At 60.4% G+C, this 15,258-nt stretch carries 17 protein-coding genes; 10 read left to right on the top strand and 7 right to left on the bottom strand.

Features of this window, described 5'->3' with window-relative positions; genetic code table 11:
- Positions 1 to 221 precede the first annotated feature (221 nt).
- Positions 222 to 1,883: an OFA family MFS transporter gene (locus ACLH0H_RS07365; protein WP_076951649.1), complete on the top strand. Its 1,662-nt coding sequence runs from the start codon at positions 222 to 224 to the stop codon at positions 1,881 to 1,883.
- 92 nt (positions 1,884 to 1,975) lie between these two features.
- Here the strand turns inward: ACLH0H_RS07365 and ACLH0H_RS07360 are convergent, their stop codons facing one another.
- Positions 1,976 to 2,812, bottom strand: coding sequence for an IS3 family transposase (locus ACLH0H_RS07360; RefSeq protein WP_411378539.1), 837 nt, complete (start codon positions 2,810 to 2,812; stop codon positions 1,976 to 1,978).
- Positions 2,809 to 3,111: a transposase gene (locus tag ACLH0H_RS07355; protein ID WP_014717988.1), complete on the bottom strand. Its 303-nt coding sequence runs from the start codon at positions 3,109 to 3,111 to the stop codon at positions 2,809 to 2,811. The genes ACLH0H_RS07360 and ACLH0H_RS07355 overlap by 4 nt, the downstream gene beginning before the upstream one ends.
- 376 nt (positions 3,112 to 3,487) lie before the next feature.
- Here ACLH0H_RS07355 and hisB point away from each other — a divergent pair, with 376 nt between their 5' ends.
- The 6 genes from hisB (at position 3,488) to ACLH0H_RS07325 (ending at position 7,354) form a co-directional block, all read left to right on the top strand.
- Complete coding sequence (gene hisB / locus ACLH0H_RS07350; protein ID WP_003237513.1) at positions 3,488 to 4,081, top strand: imidazoleglycerol-phosphate dehydratase HisB; 594 nt, start codon at positions 3,488 to 3,490, stop codon at positions 4,079 to 4,081.
- On the top strand, positions 4,081 to 4,719 hold the full coding sequence (hisH, locus tag ACLH0H_RS07345) for an imidazole glycerol phosphate synthase subunit HisH (RefSeq protein ID WP_411381525.1): 639 nt from the start codon (positions 4,081 to 4,083) through the stop codon (positions 4,717 to 4,719). The genes hisB and hisH overlap by 1 nt, the downstream gene beginning before the upstream one ends.
- A complete protein-coding gene (locus tag ACLH0H_RS07340) occupies positions 4,719 to 4,976 on the top strand; it encodes a DUF2164 domain-containing protein (RefSeq protein ID WP_186687483.1) in 258 nt (85 codons plus the stop codon). Before hisH ends, ACLH0H_RS07340 begins: the two co-directional genes overlap by 1 nt.
- 39 nt (positions 4,977 to 5,015) lie before the next feature.
- Complete coding sequence (gene hisA / locus ACLH0H_RS07335) at positions 5,016 to 5,753, top strand: 1-(5-phosphoribosyl)-5-[(5-phosphoribosylamino)methylideneamino]imidazole-4-carboxamide isomerase (RefSeq protein ID WP_065885760.1); 738 nt, start codon at positions 5,016 to 5,018, stop codon at positions 5,751 to 5,753.
- Positions 5,754 to 5,762: 9 nt separating this feature from the next.
- On the top strand, positions 5,763 to 6,533 hold the full coding sequence (gene hisF / locus ACLH0H_RS07330; protein WP_003171107.1) for an imidazole glycerol phosphate synthase subunit HisF: 771 nt from the start codon (positions 5,763 to 5,765) through the stop codon (positions 6,531 to 6,533).
- A 65-nt stretch (positions 6,534 to 6,598) separates the two neighbouring features.
- Complete coding sequence (locus ACLH0H_RS07325) at positions 6,599 to 7,354, top strand: substrate-binding periplasmic protein (protein WP_411381524.1); 756 nt, start codon at positions 6,599 to 6,601, stop codon at positions 7,352 to 7,354.
- Here the strand turns inward: ACLH0H_RS07325 and ACLH0H_RS07320 are convergent.
- The 5 genes from ACLH0H_RS07320 to gpmI all read right to left on the bottom strand — a co-directional run bounded on the left by ACLH0H_RS07320 (position 7,307) and on the right by gpmI (position 13,887).
- On the bottom strand, positions 7,307 to 8,599 hold the full coding sequence (locus ACLH0H_RS07320) for a Vps62-related protein (protein WP_411381523.1): 1,293 nt from the start codon (positions 8,597 to 8,599) through the stop codon (positions 7,307 to 7,309). The genes ACLH0H_RS07325 and ACLH0H_RS07320 overlap by 48 nt on opposite strands.
- Positions 8,600 to 8,662: 63 nt before the next feature.
- Positions 8,663 to 9,448: a divergent polysaccharide deacetylase family protein gene (locus ACLH0H_RS07315; RefSeq protein ID WP_411381522.1), complete on the bottom strand. Its 786-nt coding sequence runs from the start codon at positions 9,446 to 9,448 to the stop codon at positions 8,663 to 8,665.
- A gap of 1 nt (position 9,449) precedes the next feature.
- A complete protein-coding gene (locus tag ACLH0H_RS07310) occupies positions 9,450 to 10,769 on the bottom strand; it encodes a S41 family peptidase (protein ID WP_411381521.1) in 1,320 nt (439 codons plus the stop codon).
- Positions 10,770 to 10,805: 36 nt separating this feature from the next.
- Positions 10,806 to 12,101 (bottom strand): murein hydrolase activator EnvC family protein, encoded by a 1,296-nt coding sequence (locus ACLH0H_RS07305; RefSeq protein ID WP_411381520.1) that lies wholly within the window; start codon positions 12,099 to 12,101, stop codon positions 10,806 to 10,808.
- Between the two features lie 259 nt (positions 12,102 to 12,360).
- Positions 12,361 to 13,887: a 2,3-bisphosphoglycerate-independent phosphoglycerate mutase gene (gene gpmI / locus ACLH0H_RS07300; protein ID WP_411381519.1), complete on the bottom strand. Its 1,527-nt coding sequence runs from the start codon at positions 13,885 to 13,887 to the stop codon at positions 12,361 to 12,363.
- Positions 13,888 to 14,038: 151 nt separating this feature from the next.
- On the opposite strand from gpmI, the gene ACLH0H_RS07295 reads away from it, so the two are divergent.
- From ACLH0H_RS07295 to secB, 3 genes are read left to right on the top strand one after another with little or no spacing between them, the layout of a single operon-like run.
- Positions 14,039 to 14,452, top strand: coding sequence for a rhodanese-like domain-containing protein (locus tag ACLH0H_RS07295; protein ID WP_076951659.1), 414 nt, complete (start codon positions 14,039 to 14,041; stop codon positions 14,450 to 14,452).
- 1 nt (position 14,453) lies between these two features.
- Positions 14,454 to 14,705 (top strand): glutaredoxin 3, encoded by a 252-nt coding sequence (gene grxC / locus ACLH0H_RS07290; RefSeq protein WP_307387668.1) that lies wholly within the window; start codon positions 14,454 to 14,456, stop codon positions 14,703 to 14,705.
- A 41-nt stretch (positions 14,706 to 14,746) separates the two neighbouring features.
- Positions 14,747 to 15,226: a protein-export chaperone SecB gene (secB, locus tag ACLH0H_RS07285; RefSeq protein ID WP_024072893.1), complete on the top strand. Its 480-nt coding sequence runs from the start codon at positions 14,747 to 14,749 to the stop codon at positions 15,224 to 15,226.
- Positions 15,227 to 15,258 lie beyond the last annotated feature (32 nt).

The raw sequence follows: 15,258 nt of genomic DNA, 5'->3' as shown, positions 1-15,258 counted from the left end.
GGCCGTGATGGGCGGTAATTTGACGTCAAGAAAAACAAAAAAGTGATGTCATTTTGGTTTTCTGTCATCGGCAGATGCTAATCTCGCGCCGTTCGTTCGCCTTATGCGACCTATCGTCGCGCCAAAATGGAGCTTCACTCAACAAAACGGCCACGCTTTGCGTGCAAGGCCGAGGGAGAGAGCGCCTGACGGACACATACTAACAACTGGGGGAAACATCAATGAGCACTAGCACTGCGGCAGCTTCAACTGCCGCGAAGCCTGCGTTCCTGTCCAAGGAACGCATTATCGCCAAGCCCGGCTTCAACCGCTGGCTGGTTCCACCGGCCGCCCTGGCGATCCACCTGTGCATCGGCATGGCCTACGGCTTCTCGGTATTTTGGCTGCCGCTGTCCAAGGCGCTGGGTATCACCAAACCGGTTGCCTGCGCACCGGACATGAGTTTTATCGCCCAAGTCTTCTCGTCCCAATGTGACTGGCCCATCTCCATGCTGGGCTGGATTTACACCCTGTTCTTCATCTTCCTGGGCTGCTCGGCAGCGATCTGGGGCGGCTGGCTGGAACATGCCGGGCCACGCAAGGCCGGCGTTGTATCGGCGCTGTGCTGGTGTGGTGGCCTGCTGATCTCGTCGCTGGGTATCTATACCCACCAGATCTGGCTGATGTGGATCGGCTCCGGGGTCATCGGCGGTATCGGCCTGGGCCTGGGTTATATCTCGCCCGTGTCGACCCTGATCAAATGGTTCCCGGACAAGCGCGGCATGGCCACCGGCATGGCGATCATGGGCTTCGGCGGCGGCGCGATGGTAGGGGCACCCCTTGCCGCAGCACTGATGGGCCACTTTGCGTCGCCGACCAGTGTTGGCGTCTGGCAGAGCTTCCTGGTGATGGCCGCGATCTACTTCGTGTTCATGATCGGCGGCGCGCTGTCCTATCGCGTTCCACCGACCGGCTGGAAGCCTGAGGGCTGGACCGCGCCGGCGAAAAAAGCCAGCAATGCGATGATCACCCACCGCCACGTACATGTGAACGTGGCCTGGAAAACCCCGCAGTTCCGCCTGGTGTGGCTGGTGCTGTGCCTGAACGTATCCGCCGGCATCGGTATCCTCGGCATGGCGTCGCCACTGCTGCAGGAAGTGTTCGGCGGCAAGCTGCTGGGCGTGGACGTGCCATTCGGCCAACTGGACGCGGGGCAATTGGCGTCCATTGCGGCCATTGCGGCAGGTTTCACCGGTCTGTTGAGCTTGTTCAACATCGGTGGCCGGTTCTTCTGGGCATCGTTCTCCGACTACCTGGGCCGTAAAAACACCTACTTCGTGTTCTTTGCCCTGGGCTTTGCGCTGTACGCGCTGATCCCGAACCTGGGCCACCTGGGTAACGTAGCGCTGTTCGTGGCGGCGTTCTGCATCATCCTGTCGATGTACGGCGGTGGGTTTGCGACCGTTCCGGCCTACCTGGCGGATCTGTTCGGTACACAGATGGTCGGCGCGATCCACGGTCGCCTGCTGACAGCATGGGCTGCCGCAGGCGTATTGGGCCCGGTGTTGGTGAACTACCTGCGTGAGTATCAGCTGAGCATCGGCGTTGAACGCGCCGCCGCTTACGACATCACGTTGTACATCCTCGCCGGTTTGCTGGTGCTGGGTTTCATCTGCAACCTGCTGGTTCGTCCAGTGGCCGACAAGTACTTCATGACCGACGCGGAACTTGCCGCCGAACAGGCGCTGGGCCATGACAAAGGTGCGGATGCCACCACTTCCCTGGAGTGGAAAGCAGCCTCCGGCACCGTGCCTTTGGCGATCGCAGCCTGGCTGGTGGTGGGTATTCCGTTGGCGTGGGGTGTGTGGGTGACCCTGCAGAAGACCGCAGTACTGTTCCACTGATATCAACTGTGGGAGGGGGCTTGCCAGTCAGTTAAGGTTTTTTGTAGGAGCGAGGGTGAACTGGTCAAGTAATCTTGGACACTGATTACGGTTCACGCCGCCAACCTTTCCTTCATGACCGGCGACCGGTAGTCGTTATAGCTGTGAGGCCTGCTGATGTTGTAGCGAGAGACATAGCGCTGTACGTCTGCTCGGGCCTCATGTTCCAGTTTGTAGCCCGTCTCAGGCACCCACTCTGATTTCAAACTGCCAAAGAAACGCTCCATCGGGGCGTTATCCCAGCACTCGCCTTTACGGCTCATGCTTTGCCTAAAACCCTGTTTGAGCAGCTCGTTTCGAAACTTATGACTGGTGTACTGACAACCTTGGTCAGAATGAAACAACACATTCTGGGGATGGCCGCGTAGCTCAACCGCCATGCGTAGCGCTTCGCAGGTCAGGTTGGCATCAGAAATCATCGAGAACGACCAGCCTACGATCCTGCGAGCGTACAAATCCAGAACGGCGGCGAAGTACATCCACCGCTTGCCGACCTTGATGTAAGTCACGTCGCCACACCACACCTGATTAACCGCCGTCACATCAAATTTCCGCTTGAGCACGTGTGGCGCCACCAAGGCCTCCGCGCCCGGCGACTTGTACTTATGGCGCCTGCGCTGACGACTAGCGATGCCAGCTTCGCGCATCAAACTGCGAGCCATATAACGTCCGATACGATGCCCTTTGGCTTGTAGCTCCTTGGACAATGTACGTGCGCCGGCCGACTCTCTGGACGCCTTGTGGTGCCTGACCAGCGCGGCCTTGAGCTTGTCCCGTTCAGGATTTGCTCTGCCCTGGCGCTGGCGCCAAGCGTAGAAACTACTGCGGTTGACCCCGAACGCCCGGCAACACCTTTTAACGCCGTACTGCTCGTCCAGCTCATCGATCAACGTGAATGATCTTTGGCGTCCAAAAGCAGGAGAGCACTGGCCTTTTTTAGGATTTCGATATCCAGGTCTTTCTCTCTGAGCAGAGCTTTGAGCCTCTGGATTTCTCGTTGATCAGCGGTAATCGCCTTGGCCCCTACGGGAGTCGAGCCCAAGCGTTCTTTTTGCACTTGATCGACCCAGCGACGCAGCGCTGTGGGGCCGATATCCAGGCTGGCACAGACTTCGGTAACTGGCTGACCTTCATCCAACACCATGCTGGCGGCCTTGAGCTTGAACTCACTCGAATAAGATTTACGCATATCCAAACACCTCAAATTTGGGCGCTATCATAGCGCCCGATTGAAGTGTCCAAAATCATTAGGCCAGTTCAGGGGGACGCCTAGTTCTTGCTCGCGAAGAACTCACAGCCGCCGCGTTCATTCAGGTAACACGCGTTATCGTTGACGTTTTTCGCGAGCAAGCTCGCTCCTACAGAGGGCGATGTACGCTTAACTGACTGGCATTAGGGCAAGCCCCCTCCCACATTGGTTATGCAGTGTTTCGGGGATGGGCTCCACATGTATGCACATGTCTATCCCCGACACTCCATCAGTCTTATCCCCTCCGATGTTTCTGTTTAGCGCCCGCGCCCCTATAATGGCTGCCTTTTTCGCCCAATGATTTGCGGAGCTGGTGATGGTCGAACGTATGGCGTCCGTCGAGCGCGACACTCTGGAAACCCAGATCAAAGCCTCGATCAACCTGGATGGCACCGGAAAGGCCCGATTCGATATCGGTGTACCTTTTCTTGAGCACATGCTGGACCAGATCGCCCGTCACGGGCTGATCGACCTGGATATCGTCAGCAAGGGCGACCTGCATATCGACGACCACCACACGGTGGAAGACGTAGGCATCACCCTCGGCCAGGCATTTGCCAAGGCCATCGGCGACAAAAAAGGCATCCGTCGCTACGGCCATGCCTATGTCCCGCTGGACGAAGCGCTGTCGCGCGTAGTCATCGACTTCTCCGGCCGCCCTGGCCTGCAGATGCACGTGCCCTACACCCGCGCCACCGTCGGCGGCTTCGATGTCGACCTGTTCCAGGAATTCTTCCAGGGTTTCGTCAACCACGCCCTGGTCAGCCTGCACATCGACAACCTGCGCGGCACCAACACCCACCACCAGATCGAAACCGTGTTCAAGGCATTCGGCCGCGCGCTGCGCATGGCCGTCGAGCTGGATGACCGCATGGCCGGGCAAATGCCGTCGACCAAGGGCGTCCTGTAATGCAGACGGTCGCGGTTATCGATTACGGCATGGGTAACCTGCACTCGGTGGCCAAGGCCCTCGAGCACGTAGGCGCCGGCAAGGTGCTGATCACCAGCGATGCCAACGTAATTCGCGAAGCCGACCGGGTCGTGTTTCCCGGCGTGGGTGCGATTCGCGATTGCATGGCCGAGATCCGCCGTCTGGGCTTTGACAGCCTGGTACGCGAGGTCAGCCAGGACCGCCCGTTCCTCGGCATCTGCGTGGGCATGCAAGCCTTGCTCGACAGCAGTGAAGAGAACGACGGCGTTGACTGCATCGGCCTGTTTCCGGGCCAGGTGAAGTTCTTCGGCAAGGACCTGCATGAAGACGGCGCTCACTTGAAGGTCCCGCATATGGGCTGGAACGAAGTGAGCCAGCGCGTGGATCACCCGCTGTGGCACGAAGTGCCGGACATGGCGCGTTTCTATTTTGTGCACAGCTACTACATCGCCGCAGGTTTACCGGAGCAGGTGGTGGGGGGCGGTCACTACGGCGTCGACTTCGCCGCGGCATTGGCCGACGGTTCGCGGTTTGCGGTGCAGTTCCACCCGGAGAAGAGCCATACCCATGGCCTGCAATTGCTGCAGAATTTCGCCGCGTGGAATGGTCATTGGTAATGGCCAAGAAGCCGAAGCCGCCGATTTTGAACCTCACGCCCGACCAGGAACGTGAGGCCACCCACAAGATCAAGCTGTTCATGGAAGACCGCTTCGAGCTCAAGCTGGGCTCGTTCGAGGTCGCCGAGATTCTCGAGCTGTTCACCACCGAGGTGGCGCCGCACTATTACAACAGGGCGATTTTCGATACGCAGACGCTCCTCAAAGAAAGGTTCGAAAGCATCGAAAGCGACCTGTGGTCGCTTGAGAAACCCTGATTTCCCAAGCATTGCTGAATATCGAATAAGGTTTGCCAGATGCTGATTATCCCCGCTATCGATCTCAAGGACGGCGCCTGCGTCCGTCTGCGCCAAGGCCGCATGGAAGATTCCACCGTGTTCTCCGATGACCCGGTGAGCATGGCTGCCAAATGGGTGGAAGGGGGCTGCCGTCGTCTGCATCTGGTGGACTTGAACGGCGCTTTCGAGGGCCAGCCGGTCAACGGCGAAGTGGTTACCGCCATTGCCAGGCGCTACCCGAACCTGCCGATCCAGATCGGTGGCGGCATTCGCTCCCTGGAAACCATCGAGCACTACGTCAAAGCGGGTGTGAGCTACGTGATCATCGGCACCAAGGCGGTAAAAGACCCGGCCTTCGTTGCCGAAGCCTGCCGCGCCTTCCCAGGCAAAGTGATCGTCGGCCTGGATGCCAAGGACGGCTTTGTCGCCACCGACGGCTGGGCCGAGATCAGCACCGTGCAAGTGATCGACCTGGCCAAGCAGTTCGAAGCCGACGGTGTGTCCGCCATCGTTTATACCGACATCGCCAAAGACGGCATGATGCAGGGCTGCAACGTACCGTTCACCGCCGCGCTGGCCGCTGCGACGAAGATCCCAGTGATCGCTTCCGGTGGTATCCATAACCTGGGTGACATCAAGTCGCTGCTGGACGCAAAGGCTCCCGGCATCATCGGCGCCATCACCGGCCGCGCGATCTACGAAGGTACCCTGGACGTCGCCGAAGCCCAGGCTTACTGCGATGCCTACAACGGCTGAGGACTGACCATGGCGCTGGCCAAACGCATCATCCCTTGCCTGGACGTCGACAACGGTCGTGTGGTCAAGGGCGTCAAGTTCGAGAACATTCGCGATGCCGGCGACCCGGTGGAAATCGCCCGTCGCTACGATGAGCAAGGTGCCGACGAGATTACCTTTCTCGACATCACCGCCAGCGTCGATGGCCGCGACACCACGCTGCATACCGTCGAGCGCATGGCCAGCCAGGTGTTTATCCCACTGACCGTGGGTGGTGGCGTGCGCACCGTGCAAGACATCCGCAACCTGCTCAATGCCGGTGCGGACAAGGTCTCGATCAACACCGCCGCCGTGTTCAACCCCGAGTTTGTTGGCGAAGCCGCACAACACTTCGGCTCGCAGTGCATCGTGGTCGCGATCGACGCCAAGAAGGTCTCCGGCCCCGGTGAAACCCCGCGCTGGGAGATCTTCACCCACGGCGGTCGCAAGCCGACCGGCCTGGACGCGGTGGAGTGGGCGATGAAGATGGAAGGCCTGGGCGCCGGTGAAATCCTGCTGACCAGCATGGACCAGGACGGCATGAAAAACGGCTTCGACCTGGGCGTAACCCGCGCCATCAGTGATGCGCTGGGCATTCCGGTGATTGCATCCGGCGGTGTCGGCAACCTGCAGCACTTGGCCGACGGCGTGATCGAAGGCCATGCCAGTGCGGTGCTGGCGGCGAGTATTTTTCACTTCGGCGAATACACCGTTCCCGAGGCCAAGGCGTACATGGCGGCGCGCGGTATTGTCGTGCGCTGAAGGGGCTGGACAGCATGGCAAGTGCGCGGCACTCTCTGCGCTTGCCATGGATTTCGGTAACTTTCATGTTCAAGCACCTGTTGCTCGCCCTCGCCAGTACGTCCGTCCTTCTGGCTGGCCCAAGTCACGCCGATGAGCCATCCGGTGGCTCCCTGGTGCTGCTGACCGAGAATTTCCCGCCCTACAACATGGCGAAAAACGGCAAGAACTTCGCCAAGGACGAGAACATCGAAGGCATTGCCGCAGACATCGTGCGCGAGACCTTCAAGCGTGCGGGTATTTCTTACAACCTGACCCTGCGTTTCCCTTGGGAACGAATCTATAAACTCGCCTTGGAAAAGCCTGGCTATGGTGTGTTCGTGATGGCCCGCCTGCCGGATCGCGAAGCGCTGTTCAAATGGGTCGGCCCCCTGGGGCCGGATGACTGGGTGCTGCTGGCCAAGGCCGACAGCAAGATCCAACTGGCCGACCTTGAGCACGCCCGCCGCTACAGAGTCGGCGCCTACAAGGGCGATGCCATTGCCGAGACCCTGGAGAAACAGGGGCTCAACCCGATTGTTGCGCTGCGCGACCAGGACAACGCGCAAAAGCTGGTGGATGGCCAGATAGACCTGTGGGCCACTGGTGATCCGGCGGGCCGTTACCTGGCCCGCCAGGTCGGGGTGACCCAACTCAGAACCGTGCTGCGCTTCAACAGTGCGCAGCTTTATCTGGCGCTGAACAAAGAGGTGCCGGACGAGGTGGTGGCCAGGCTGCAAGCGGCCCTCGATCAGTTACGGAGCGAGGGTGTCGTCGATCAAATCATGGCCCGTTACCTCTAGATTCGGCTCCGATTGAGGGGCTTCTACCGTTGGAACTGCCTCGTCCGGCAGCGGCTCGGTGTCGGGTGACTCGCTCATATAAACGTGATCGCCATTGATGTAGCTGACGGTAGTTGAAACCTGGCTGCCATCCTGACGCAGCAGGCAGTATTCACTGTGCAACAGGTAAGCCGCGACGGCCTTCTTCGGCGGCACATAAGTGATGATTTCCAAGGGCGAGGAATGACTCCAGCCTTTTGCGGAGCGTTGGGTATGCGTGAAGTCACGCTCCAGCTGCACAGAGAAACTCAACTCAAACGCCTGTGGATGCGCAGGCCACTCTTTGCTCAAGTCGACGCTGGTGTTGAATGCCAACGCTCTGGCATTCCCGCCCAGTTCGCCCTTGTCTGCCGTCCACATGAAAGGCTGGGGGGTCGCCCCGGTGTTATGCCCGAAGCCGCCGAGGCGGTGACGGTCCGTGCGTTCAAGTCGATAGGTGGGCGACGACTGAAGCTGTTCGACGGCGCTCAGTTCCGGGTCTTTTACGCAAAACCAAGGCAGCTCGCAGACTTGCAGCGTGGCGCTGCTTTCATCAGCGGGTGGGCTTTCGTGCCCTGTGAGCGCGGGCGGCGGCGGCAGGTCGCTCAGTTGCGCAGTCAACGCCAGGCGTAGCGAGTAGGTCTCGATGCCTGGCTTGGCATAACTGTCATGGCCAAGGAAGGTACCGGGCGCCAGGTAAACTTCGCCGGCGGGCGCATCGGGCGCAGTGACCGACCAGAGGCTTAAATCGTTGGCGGAGCCGCTGCCTTTATCGTTCCAGATCAGCTCACCCACTTGCGCTGTCACCACCAGGTCTTCTCGCACACAGCGCACGGCATGGCGCGAGGGTTTGTCGTAGCCTACACCACACACCAGCCCCATCGTGACGTAGCCCTGCGGGGCAAGCGGGCGCCAGATGGAAAGGTTGGCATGCGCCCCAGTCCCTTCATCGTGCCACACCAATTGATAGTCAACGGGTGGACGCAGCGCCGTGCCGTCGGCCTTGTTCGCGTCGCTCACGACTGCGACGATCTTGCCTTGATTGATATTGCGATAGTGACCGACCGCAATATCACCCAAGGCGTAAAACGGGCTCAGGACGTCGGACGTTGTGCTCGGCCGCCAGAAGCCGACAGCCTTGTCTGCGTTGGATCCTTTGTCATTCCACAGCGGCAGGAACTCGCTGGTAAAGCTGATAAGCAGGTCGTTGAATTGCAGAGGTTTCATGGAAATCGCTCCAGTTGATTGGAGCATCAACTGTCGAGCAGTAAGCGCATGGGCGGGCTGTATCTATCTACGCGCAGGAAGGTAGGTGCCGTTTTTGCCATGACCCGCCATCGCCTGGTTACTGCGCACGCTGATCATCAACCTGATATCGATCCACTCCACGCCCTGGGCCTTGAGTTTGGGCAACTCGCGCTCCAGGACCGCCAGGGTTTGCGGGTAAGGGTGGCCGATCATCACCGCTGAACCCTGTTTGTGGGCCAGCTTGATTGCGGTTTGCAGTTGAGTGGTGATCGCCGCTTCGGTCCGTTCGTCATCCAGGAATACATCCCGCGAGACATGGGCCAGACCGATCTTCTGTGCCTCTGCCGCCGCGACGGTTTGCGCGCTGGTGCGGCTGTCGACAAAGAATTTGTTGCGGCGTTGCAGCTCGCTCATCAGCCAGGCCATGGCTTGTGGTTGCGCGGTCATGCGGCTGCCCATGTGGTTGTTGATGCCGGCGGTAAAAGGCACAGCCTGGAATGCCGCGTCGAGGCGCTTGCCGAGTTCTTCGATGGAAAGCTCGGGATGCCAGGCGAACGGGCCGGTGGCCGGGTCCATGGGCATGTGCAGGATCACGATCTTGCCGGCCTTGTGCGCTTCGCGGGCAAACTCGGCGGCGTGGGGCGTGTCGGGCATGATCGCCGTGGTCACCGGCCCAGGGAGCGCCAGCACGCGACGATCCCGGGGCAGGTTTTGCCCGAGGTCGTCGATGATCAGGGTCAGGTAGGCTTTGTGCGGCTTGTCGGCCGGCTCCGCATGGGCGACGCCGGCCAGGCTGCACAGCAAGGCGATGATCAGGGCAACGCGCATATCAACGGCTACGCGTGATGCTCAGGCCCTTGAGCAGGCTCAGCGCCTGGGCCAGCTGGTAGTCATCGTCCTGGGGCATCGGCTTGGATTTCTTACCGCTGTCTGTCGGTTGGTCGGCGCCGCCATTGCCATTGCCCAGGTGACCTTGCAGGTCCGCCTCTTTGTAGTACTCGCTGTCGATCTCGTTGGTGATCTTGGCCTTGCGCACCTCGATATCCGGCACGATGCCCTGGGCCTGGATCGAGCGACCGTTCGGCGTGTAGTACAGGGCCGTGGTGATCTTCAGCGCACGCTCGTTGTTCAGCGGCAGCACGGTTTGCACCGAGCCTTTGCCGAAGCTGTTGGTGCCCATCAGCACACCGCGTTTCTGGTCTTGCAGGGCGCCGGCGACGATCTCCGAAGCCGAGGCACTGCCGCCGTTGATCAGCACCGCCAGCGGCACGTTCTCGCTCAGGTCGTTGCCGGTGGCCGAGAAGCGCAGCTCGGAGTTGGCGATGCGGCCTTTGGTGTAGACGATCAAGCCCTTGGTGATGAAGTGGTCTACCACTTCCACCGCCGACTGCAGCACGCCGCCCGGGTTGTTACGCAGGTCAAGCACGATGCCGTTGAGCTTCTTGCCGTTGTCCTTGCGCAGCTTGGCCAGGGCCTTGGCCACTTCGTCGCCGGTCTTGACCTGGAACTGGGTGATACGGATGTAACCGTAGCCCGCCTCCAACAACTGGCTCTTCACGCTCTTGACCACGATGGTCGCGCGGGTCAGCGTCACGTCGAACGGGTTGCCGCCGTCGCGCACCAGGGTCAGGGTGATCTTCTGGCCGATTTTGCCGCGCATCTTGTCGACGGCTTCGGTCATGGTTTGGCCACGGGTAGGCTGGCCGTTGATCTTGACGATAAAATCACCGGCCTGGATGCCGGCCTTGGACGCCGGCGTGTCGTCGATCGGCGACACCACCTTGATGTTGCCGTCTTCGGCGCCGACTTCGATGCCCAGCCCACCGAATTCACCGCTGGTGCTTTCCTGCAGCTCGGCGAAATCTTCCGGGCCCAGGTAGGCGGAGTGCGGGTCGAGGTTGCTGAGCATGCCCTTGATGGCATTTTCCAGCAGGGTCTTGTCGTCCACGGGTTCGACATAGGCTGCCTTGATCCGGTCCATGACCTCGGCAAAGGTGCGCAGCTCGTCCAGTGGCAACGGCGCCTTGGTGGTCGCGGCAGAGGTCGCGGCCGTGGCGGCGGGTGCAGCCTGATCGGCGAAAGCCAGGGGCGCGCCGATCACCAGCGCGATCGTCAGGGCCAGCGAAGTGAGGCGGGACAAATGCAGCATGTCGAACGAACTCCTAATCCTAATGTAGATGCGGCCCTATCCTTGGGAACGGCACCATTGTGCAGGATCGCTCGGGCGACCCTGCTGACGAATAGCGAAGTACAGCGCCGGAGTTTCCTGGCCACCACTGTTACCGACAGTGGAGATGGACTCACCGGCTTTTACAACATCACCTGCCGACTTGAGTAATGTCTGATTGTGGCCATAAAGGCTCAAATAGCCATTACCGTGGTCGAGAATTACCAACAAACCGGCGCCGCGCAGCCAATCGGCGAATACCACGCGGCCGCCATGCACGGCGTGAACCGCGCTGCCGGCGGAGGCGCTGATCATCACCCCATCCCACTTGGCGCGGGTGTCGTCGCCACGGGTTTCACCAAAGCGTGCCAGTAATCGACCATCAACCGGCCATGGAAGTTTGCCGCGCGCTGAAGCAAAAGGGCCGCCGAACGACTCGCCGGCGCTGGAAACCAGCGGGCCAGGGGGTGCATGCGCCGGTTTGCGCGGGGTCGGGGCGTCCGAGGTGGCTGCCAGTTCGGCCTCACGCTGGCGCTTTTTTTCGGCTTCCTGCTGGGCGATCAGCGCTTTCTGCCGCGCTTCCTCCGCCTCGCGTGCCTGGCGCGCCAGGGTTTCCTCGATGGTCTTGAGTACTTTGGCCAGGTCGGCCTGGTCCTGCTCACGGGCCTGCAGCTTGGCATCGCGGGCCTTTACGTCGTCATTGAGCTTGGCCAGGGCCAGCTGGCGCTCCTTGCGCACTTTGTCCAATTCGTTGCGCTGGGTGTCGAGGGCGCTCTTCTGATCTTGCAACTGCGACTGCTGGTTGGCGATTTCCTGCTCGACGTTGACCAACTGGCGCAACGTCTCGTTGAAGCTTTTAAGCTGCTCCAGGCGAGCTTTGCTCAGGTAATCGTAGTAGGTCAGGGTGCGCGCGAATTTCTCCGGGTTCTGCTGGTTGAGCAGCAGCTTGAGGTATTCCTGGCGGCCGTTCTGATAGGCGGCACGGGCCTGGATCGCGATCAAGCGTTGCTGTTCAACGCGTGCGCTCTGGAGTTTTTTTTTCTCAGCGTCGAGTCGCTCCAGTTCCGACTCGCTCTTCTTTAGTTCTTTTTGCAGCTCCTGGACCTGCTTCTCCAGCTTGCCCATTTCGGTTTCCGTGCCGCGCAGGTCTTTCTGCACCCCGGATTTTTCTTCCTGGAGCTTGCCCAGCAGCTTTTTCAGCTCGGCAATGTCCTGACGCGTAGCGTCCAACTGTTGTTGGGTTTGTGCACGCTCATCGGCAAACGCCGGTTGGAGCAGGCAGACAAGAGCAAGGGTAATCAAGGCGCGAAGCATAGAGGCGGGCGACACCAGGGAAAGGGACGCTCTAGTATGCCCGGCCCACGCTGCAAAAAAAACGCCCAATTCGGGCTGAGAGGCAAGATAGGTACCGAGTGGCGCTGGTATGGCGAATGGCTATCTTGGAATCGCCGCACAACCCATGTGGGAGCGCGCTTGCTCGCGAATGCGGTGGTTCAGTCAACATCTTCATCGACTGACCCTCCGCATTCGCGAGCAAGCCCGCTCCCACAATGGTTTCGCGGTGAGGCTGAAATCAGACCAGTATCGAAGTCCCGGTCATTTCCTGCGGCTTCTCCAACCCCATCAACATCAACATCGTCGGCGCCACATCCGCCAGCACGCCGCCTTCACGCACCTTGAAATCACGCTTGCCGACGTAAATGAACGGCACCGGCTCGGTGGTATGGGCGGTATGGGCCTGGCCGGTGGATTCGTCGGACATTTGCTCGCAGTTGCCGTGGTCAGCAGTGATCAACGCTTCGCCGCCAACTTTTTCCAGGGCTTCAACGATGCGGCCGACGCACAGGTCCAGGCATTCCACGGCCTTGGTCGCAGCCTCCAGGTTGCCGCTGTGGCCGACCATGTCGCCGTTGGCGTAGTTGACCACGATGACGTCGAAGCGCTGGTGCTCGATGGCGTCGACGATTTTGTCGGTGACTTCCGGCGCGCTCATTTCCGGCTGCAGATCGTAGGTGGCAACTTTAGGTGACGGGATCAGGATGCGCTCTTCGCCCGGGAATGGCTCTTCGCGCCCGCCGGAGAAGAAGAAGGTGACGTGGGCGTATTTCTCGGTTTCGGCGATACGCAGTTGGGTCTTGCCGTTTTTCGCCAGGTAGTCGCCCAGCACGTTGTCCAGGCTGCCGGCTGCAAACGCGGCCGGGGCCGGAATGCTGGCGGCGTATTGGGTCAGGCCGACGTACTGCACCTTCGGCTGGCGCGCACGCTCGAATTCCTTGAAGCCGTCTTCCACGAACACACGGCTCAGCTCGCGGGCACGGTCGGCGCGGAAGTTCATGAACACCACGGCGTCGCCGTCTTCAACTTTAACCGGCTCGCCGATGGTGGTGGCTTTGACGAACTCGTCGCTCTCGCCACGGGCGTAAGCGGCTTCCAGGCCCTGTTGGGCGGTGGCGGCGTTGAATTCTGCCTGGCCGTCGACGATCAGGTTGTAGGCCTGGGATACGCGGTCCCAGCGATTGTCGCGGTCCATGGCGAAGTAACGCCCCACGATGCTGGCGATGCGCCCCTTGCCCAGGGCGGCGAAGGTGGTATCGAGCAGTTCAATGGACGATTGTGCACTTTTCGGCGGGGTGTCGCGGCCGTCGAGGAAGGCGTGCAGGTAGATCTTGTCGGCGCCGCGCTTGAACGCCAGTTCGGCCATGGCCACCAGGTGGTCCTGATGGCTGTGCACGCCGCCGTCGGACAACAGGCCCATGAAGTGCACGGCCTTGCCGGCCGCCACTGCTTTATCTACCGCCGCGCAGATGGTCGGGTTCTCGAAGAACTCGCCATCGCGGATCGCTTTGGTCACACGGGTGAAGTCCTGATAGACCACTCGTCCGGCGCCCAGATTCATGTGGCCGACTTCCGAGTTGCCCATCTGGCCGTCCGGCAGGCCCACGTCCATGCCGGAGCCGGAGATCAGGCCGTTGGGGACGGTGGCGGTCAGGCGGTCCAGCACGGGCTTGCGCGCCGCGTATACCGCGTTGTCGTGGTGGCTTTCACTGTGTCCGAAGCCATCGAGAATTATCAGGACCAAAGGTTTAGGCGTGGTAGTCATAGATCCTCTCGCGGCGGTAATAAAGGAAGGCAATTGAAAAGGGAGTGGCAGTTTAAAGCGAAGTTCCGACCACGTCACCGCTTTACGGGGGTTGGCCCCCCCTGGCGGCTGTGTATACTTACCGCCATTTTAACGCCCTGGAACCTCCTTGATGGTTGATCACCTGATTGCATTTGCCACTGCCCACTACCTGCTTGTGGGTGCCTTCGTCATCCTGCTCGCGCTGCTGATCGCTCATGAAATGAGCCGTGGTGGCCGCAGCCTGAGCACGGCGGAGCTGACCGCGCTGGTCAACAAGGATGAAGCCGTTGTCGTCGACATCCGTCCGGCCAAGGATTTCGCCACCGGCCATATCGTCGGTGCCCTGAATATTCCGCAGGACAAGCTGATCGCGCGCCTGGCCGAGCTGGAAAAGCACAAGGCCAAGACCATCATCCTGGTCGACGCCCAGGGCCAGCACGCCGGCACTCACGCCCGCGAGATGCTCAAGACCGGTTTCACCGCCGCCAAGCTGTCCGGTGGTATCAGCAGCTGGCGCGCCGATAACCTGCCTTTGGTGAAGTGATATGAGCCAGGTTGTCGTGTATTCCAGCGATTGGTGCCCTTACTGCATGCGGGCCAAGGCCCTGCTTGAGAAGAAGGGCGTTGCCTTCGAAGAAATCAAGGTCGACGGCAAACCCCAGGTGCGCGCCGAAATGGCCCAGAAAGCCGGCCGCACGTCGGTCCCGCAAATCTGGATCGGCGACAGGCATGTCGGTGGCTGCGATGACCTGTTTGCTTTGGAGCGCGCCGGTAAACTCGATGCGCTGCTCGCCTGAAGCCCAACCCTTAAAGACCTCAAGATAGACAAGGATCTGCGATGACTGACCAACAGAATACCGAAGCAGCAGAAGCTCAAGGCCCACAGTTTTCGCTGCAGCGCATCTACGTGCGTGACCTGTCGTTCGAAGCGCCGAAAAGCCCGGCCATCTTTCGCCAGGAATGGACTCCAAGCGTTGCGCTGGACCTGAACACCCGCCAGAAAGCCCTGGAAGGCGACTTCCACGAAGTTGTGCTGACCCTGTCGGTCACCGTCAAGAACGGCGAAGAAGTGGCCTTTATCGCTGAAGTGCAACAGGCCGGTATCTTTTTGATCCAGGGCCTGGACGAAGCGTCCATGAGCCACACCCTGGGCGCGTTCTGCCCGAACATCCTGTTCCCGTATGCCCGCGAGACCCTGGACAGCCTGGTCACCCGTGGCTCGTTCCCGGCGTTGATGCTGGCTCCGGTGAACTTCGATGCCCTGTATGCGCAAGAGCTGCAGCGCATGCAACAGGAAGGTGCGTCGACCGTTCAGTAATCTCGAACCCGACGCAGATCTAAATGTGGGAG

This window comes from Pseudomonas sp. MPB26 (assembly GCF_046605355.1).
GTDB classification, from domain to species: domain Bacteria; phylum Pseudomonadota; class Gammaproteobacteria; order Pseudomonadales; family Pseudomonadaceae; genus Aquipseudomonas; species Aquipseudomonas cedrina.
This window is presented reverse-complemented; position numbering and strand designations above follow the sequence as displayed.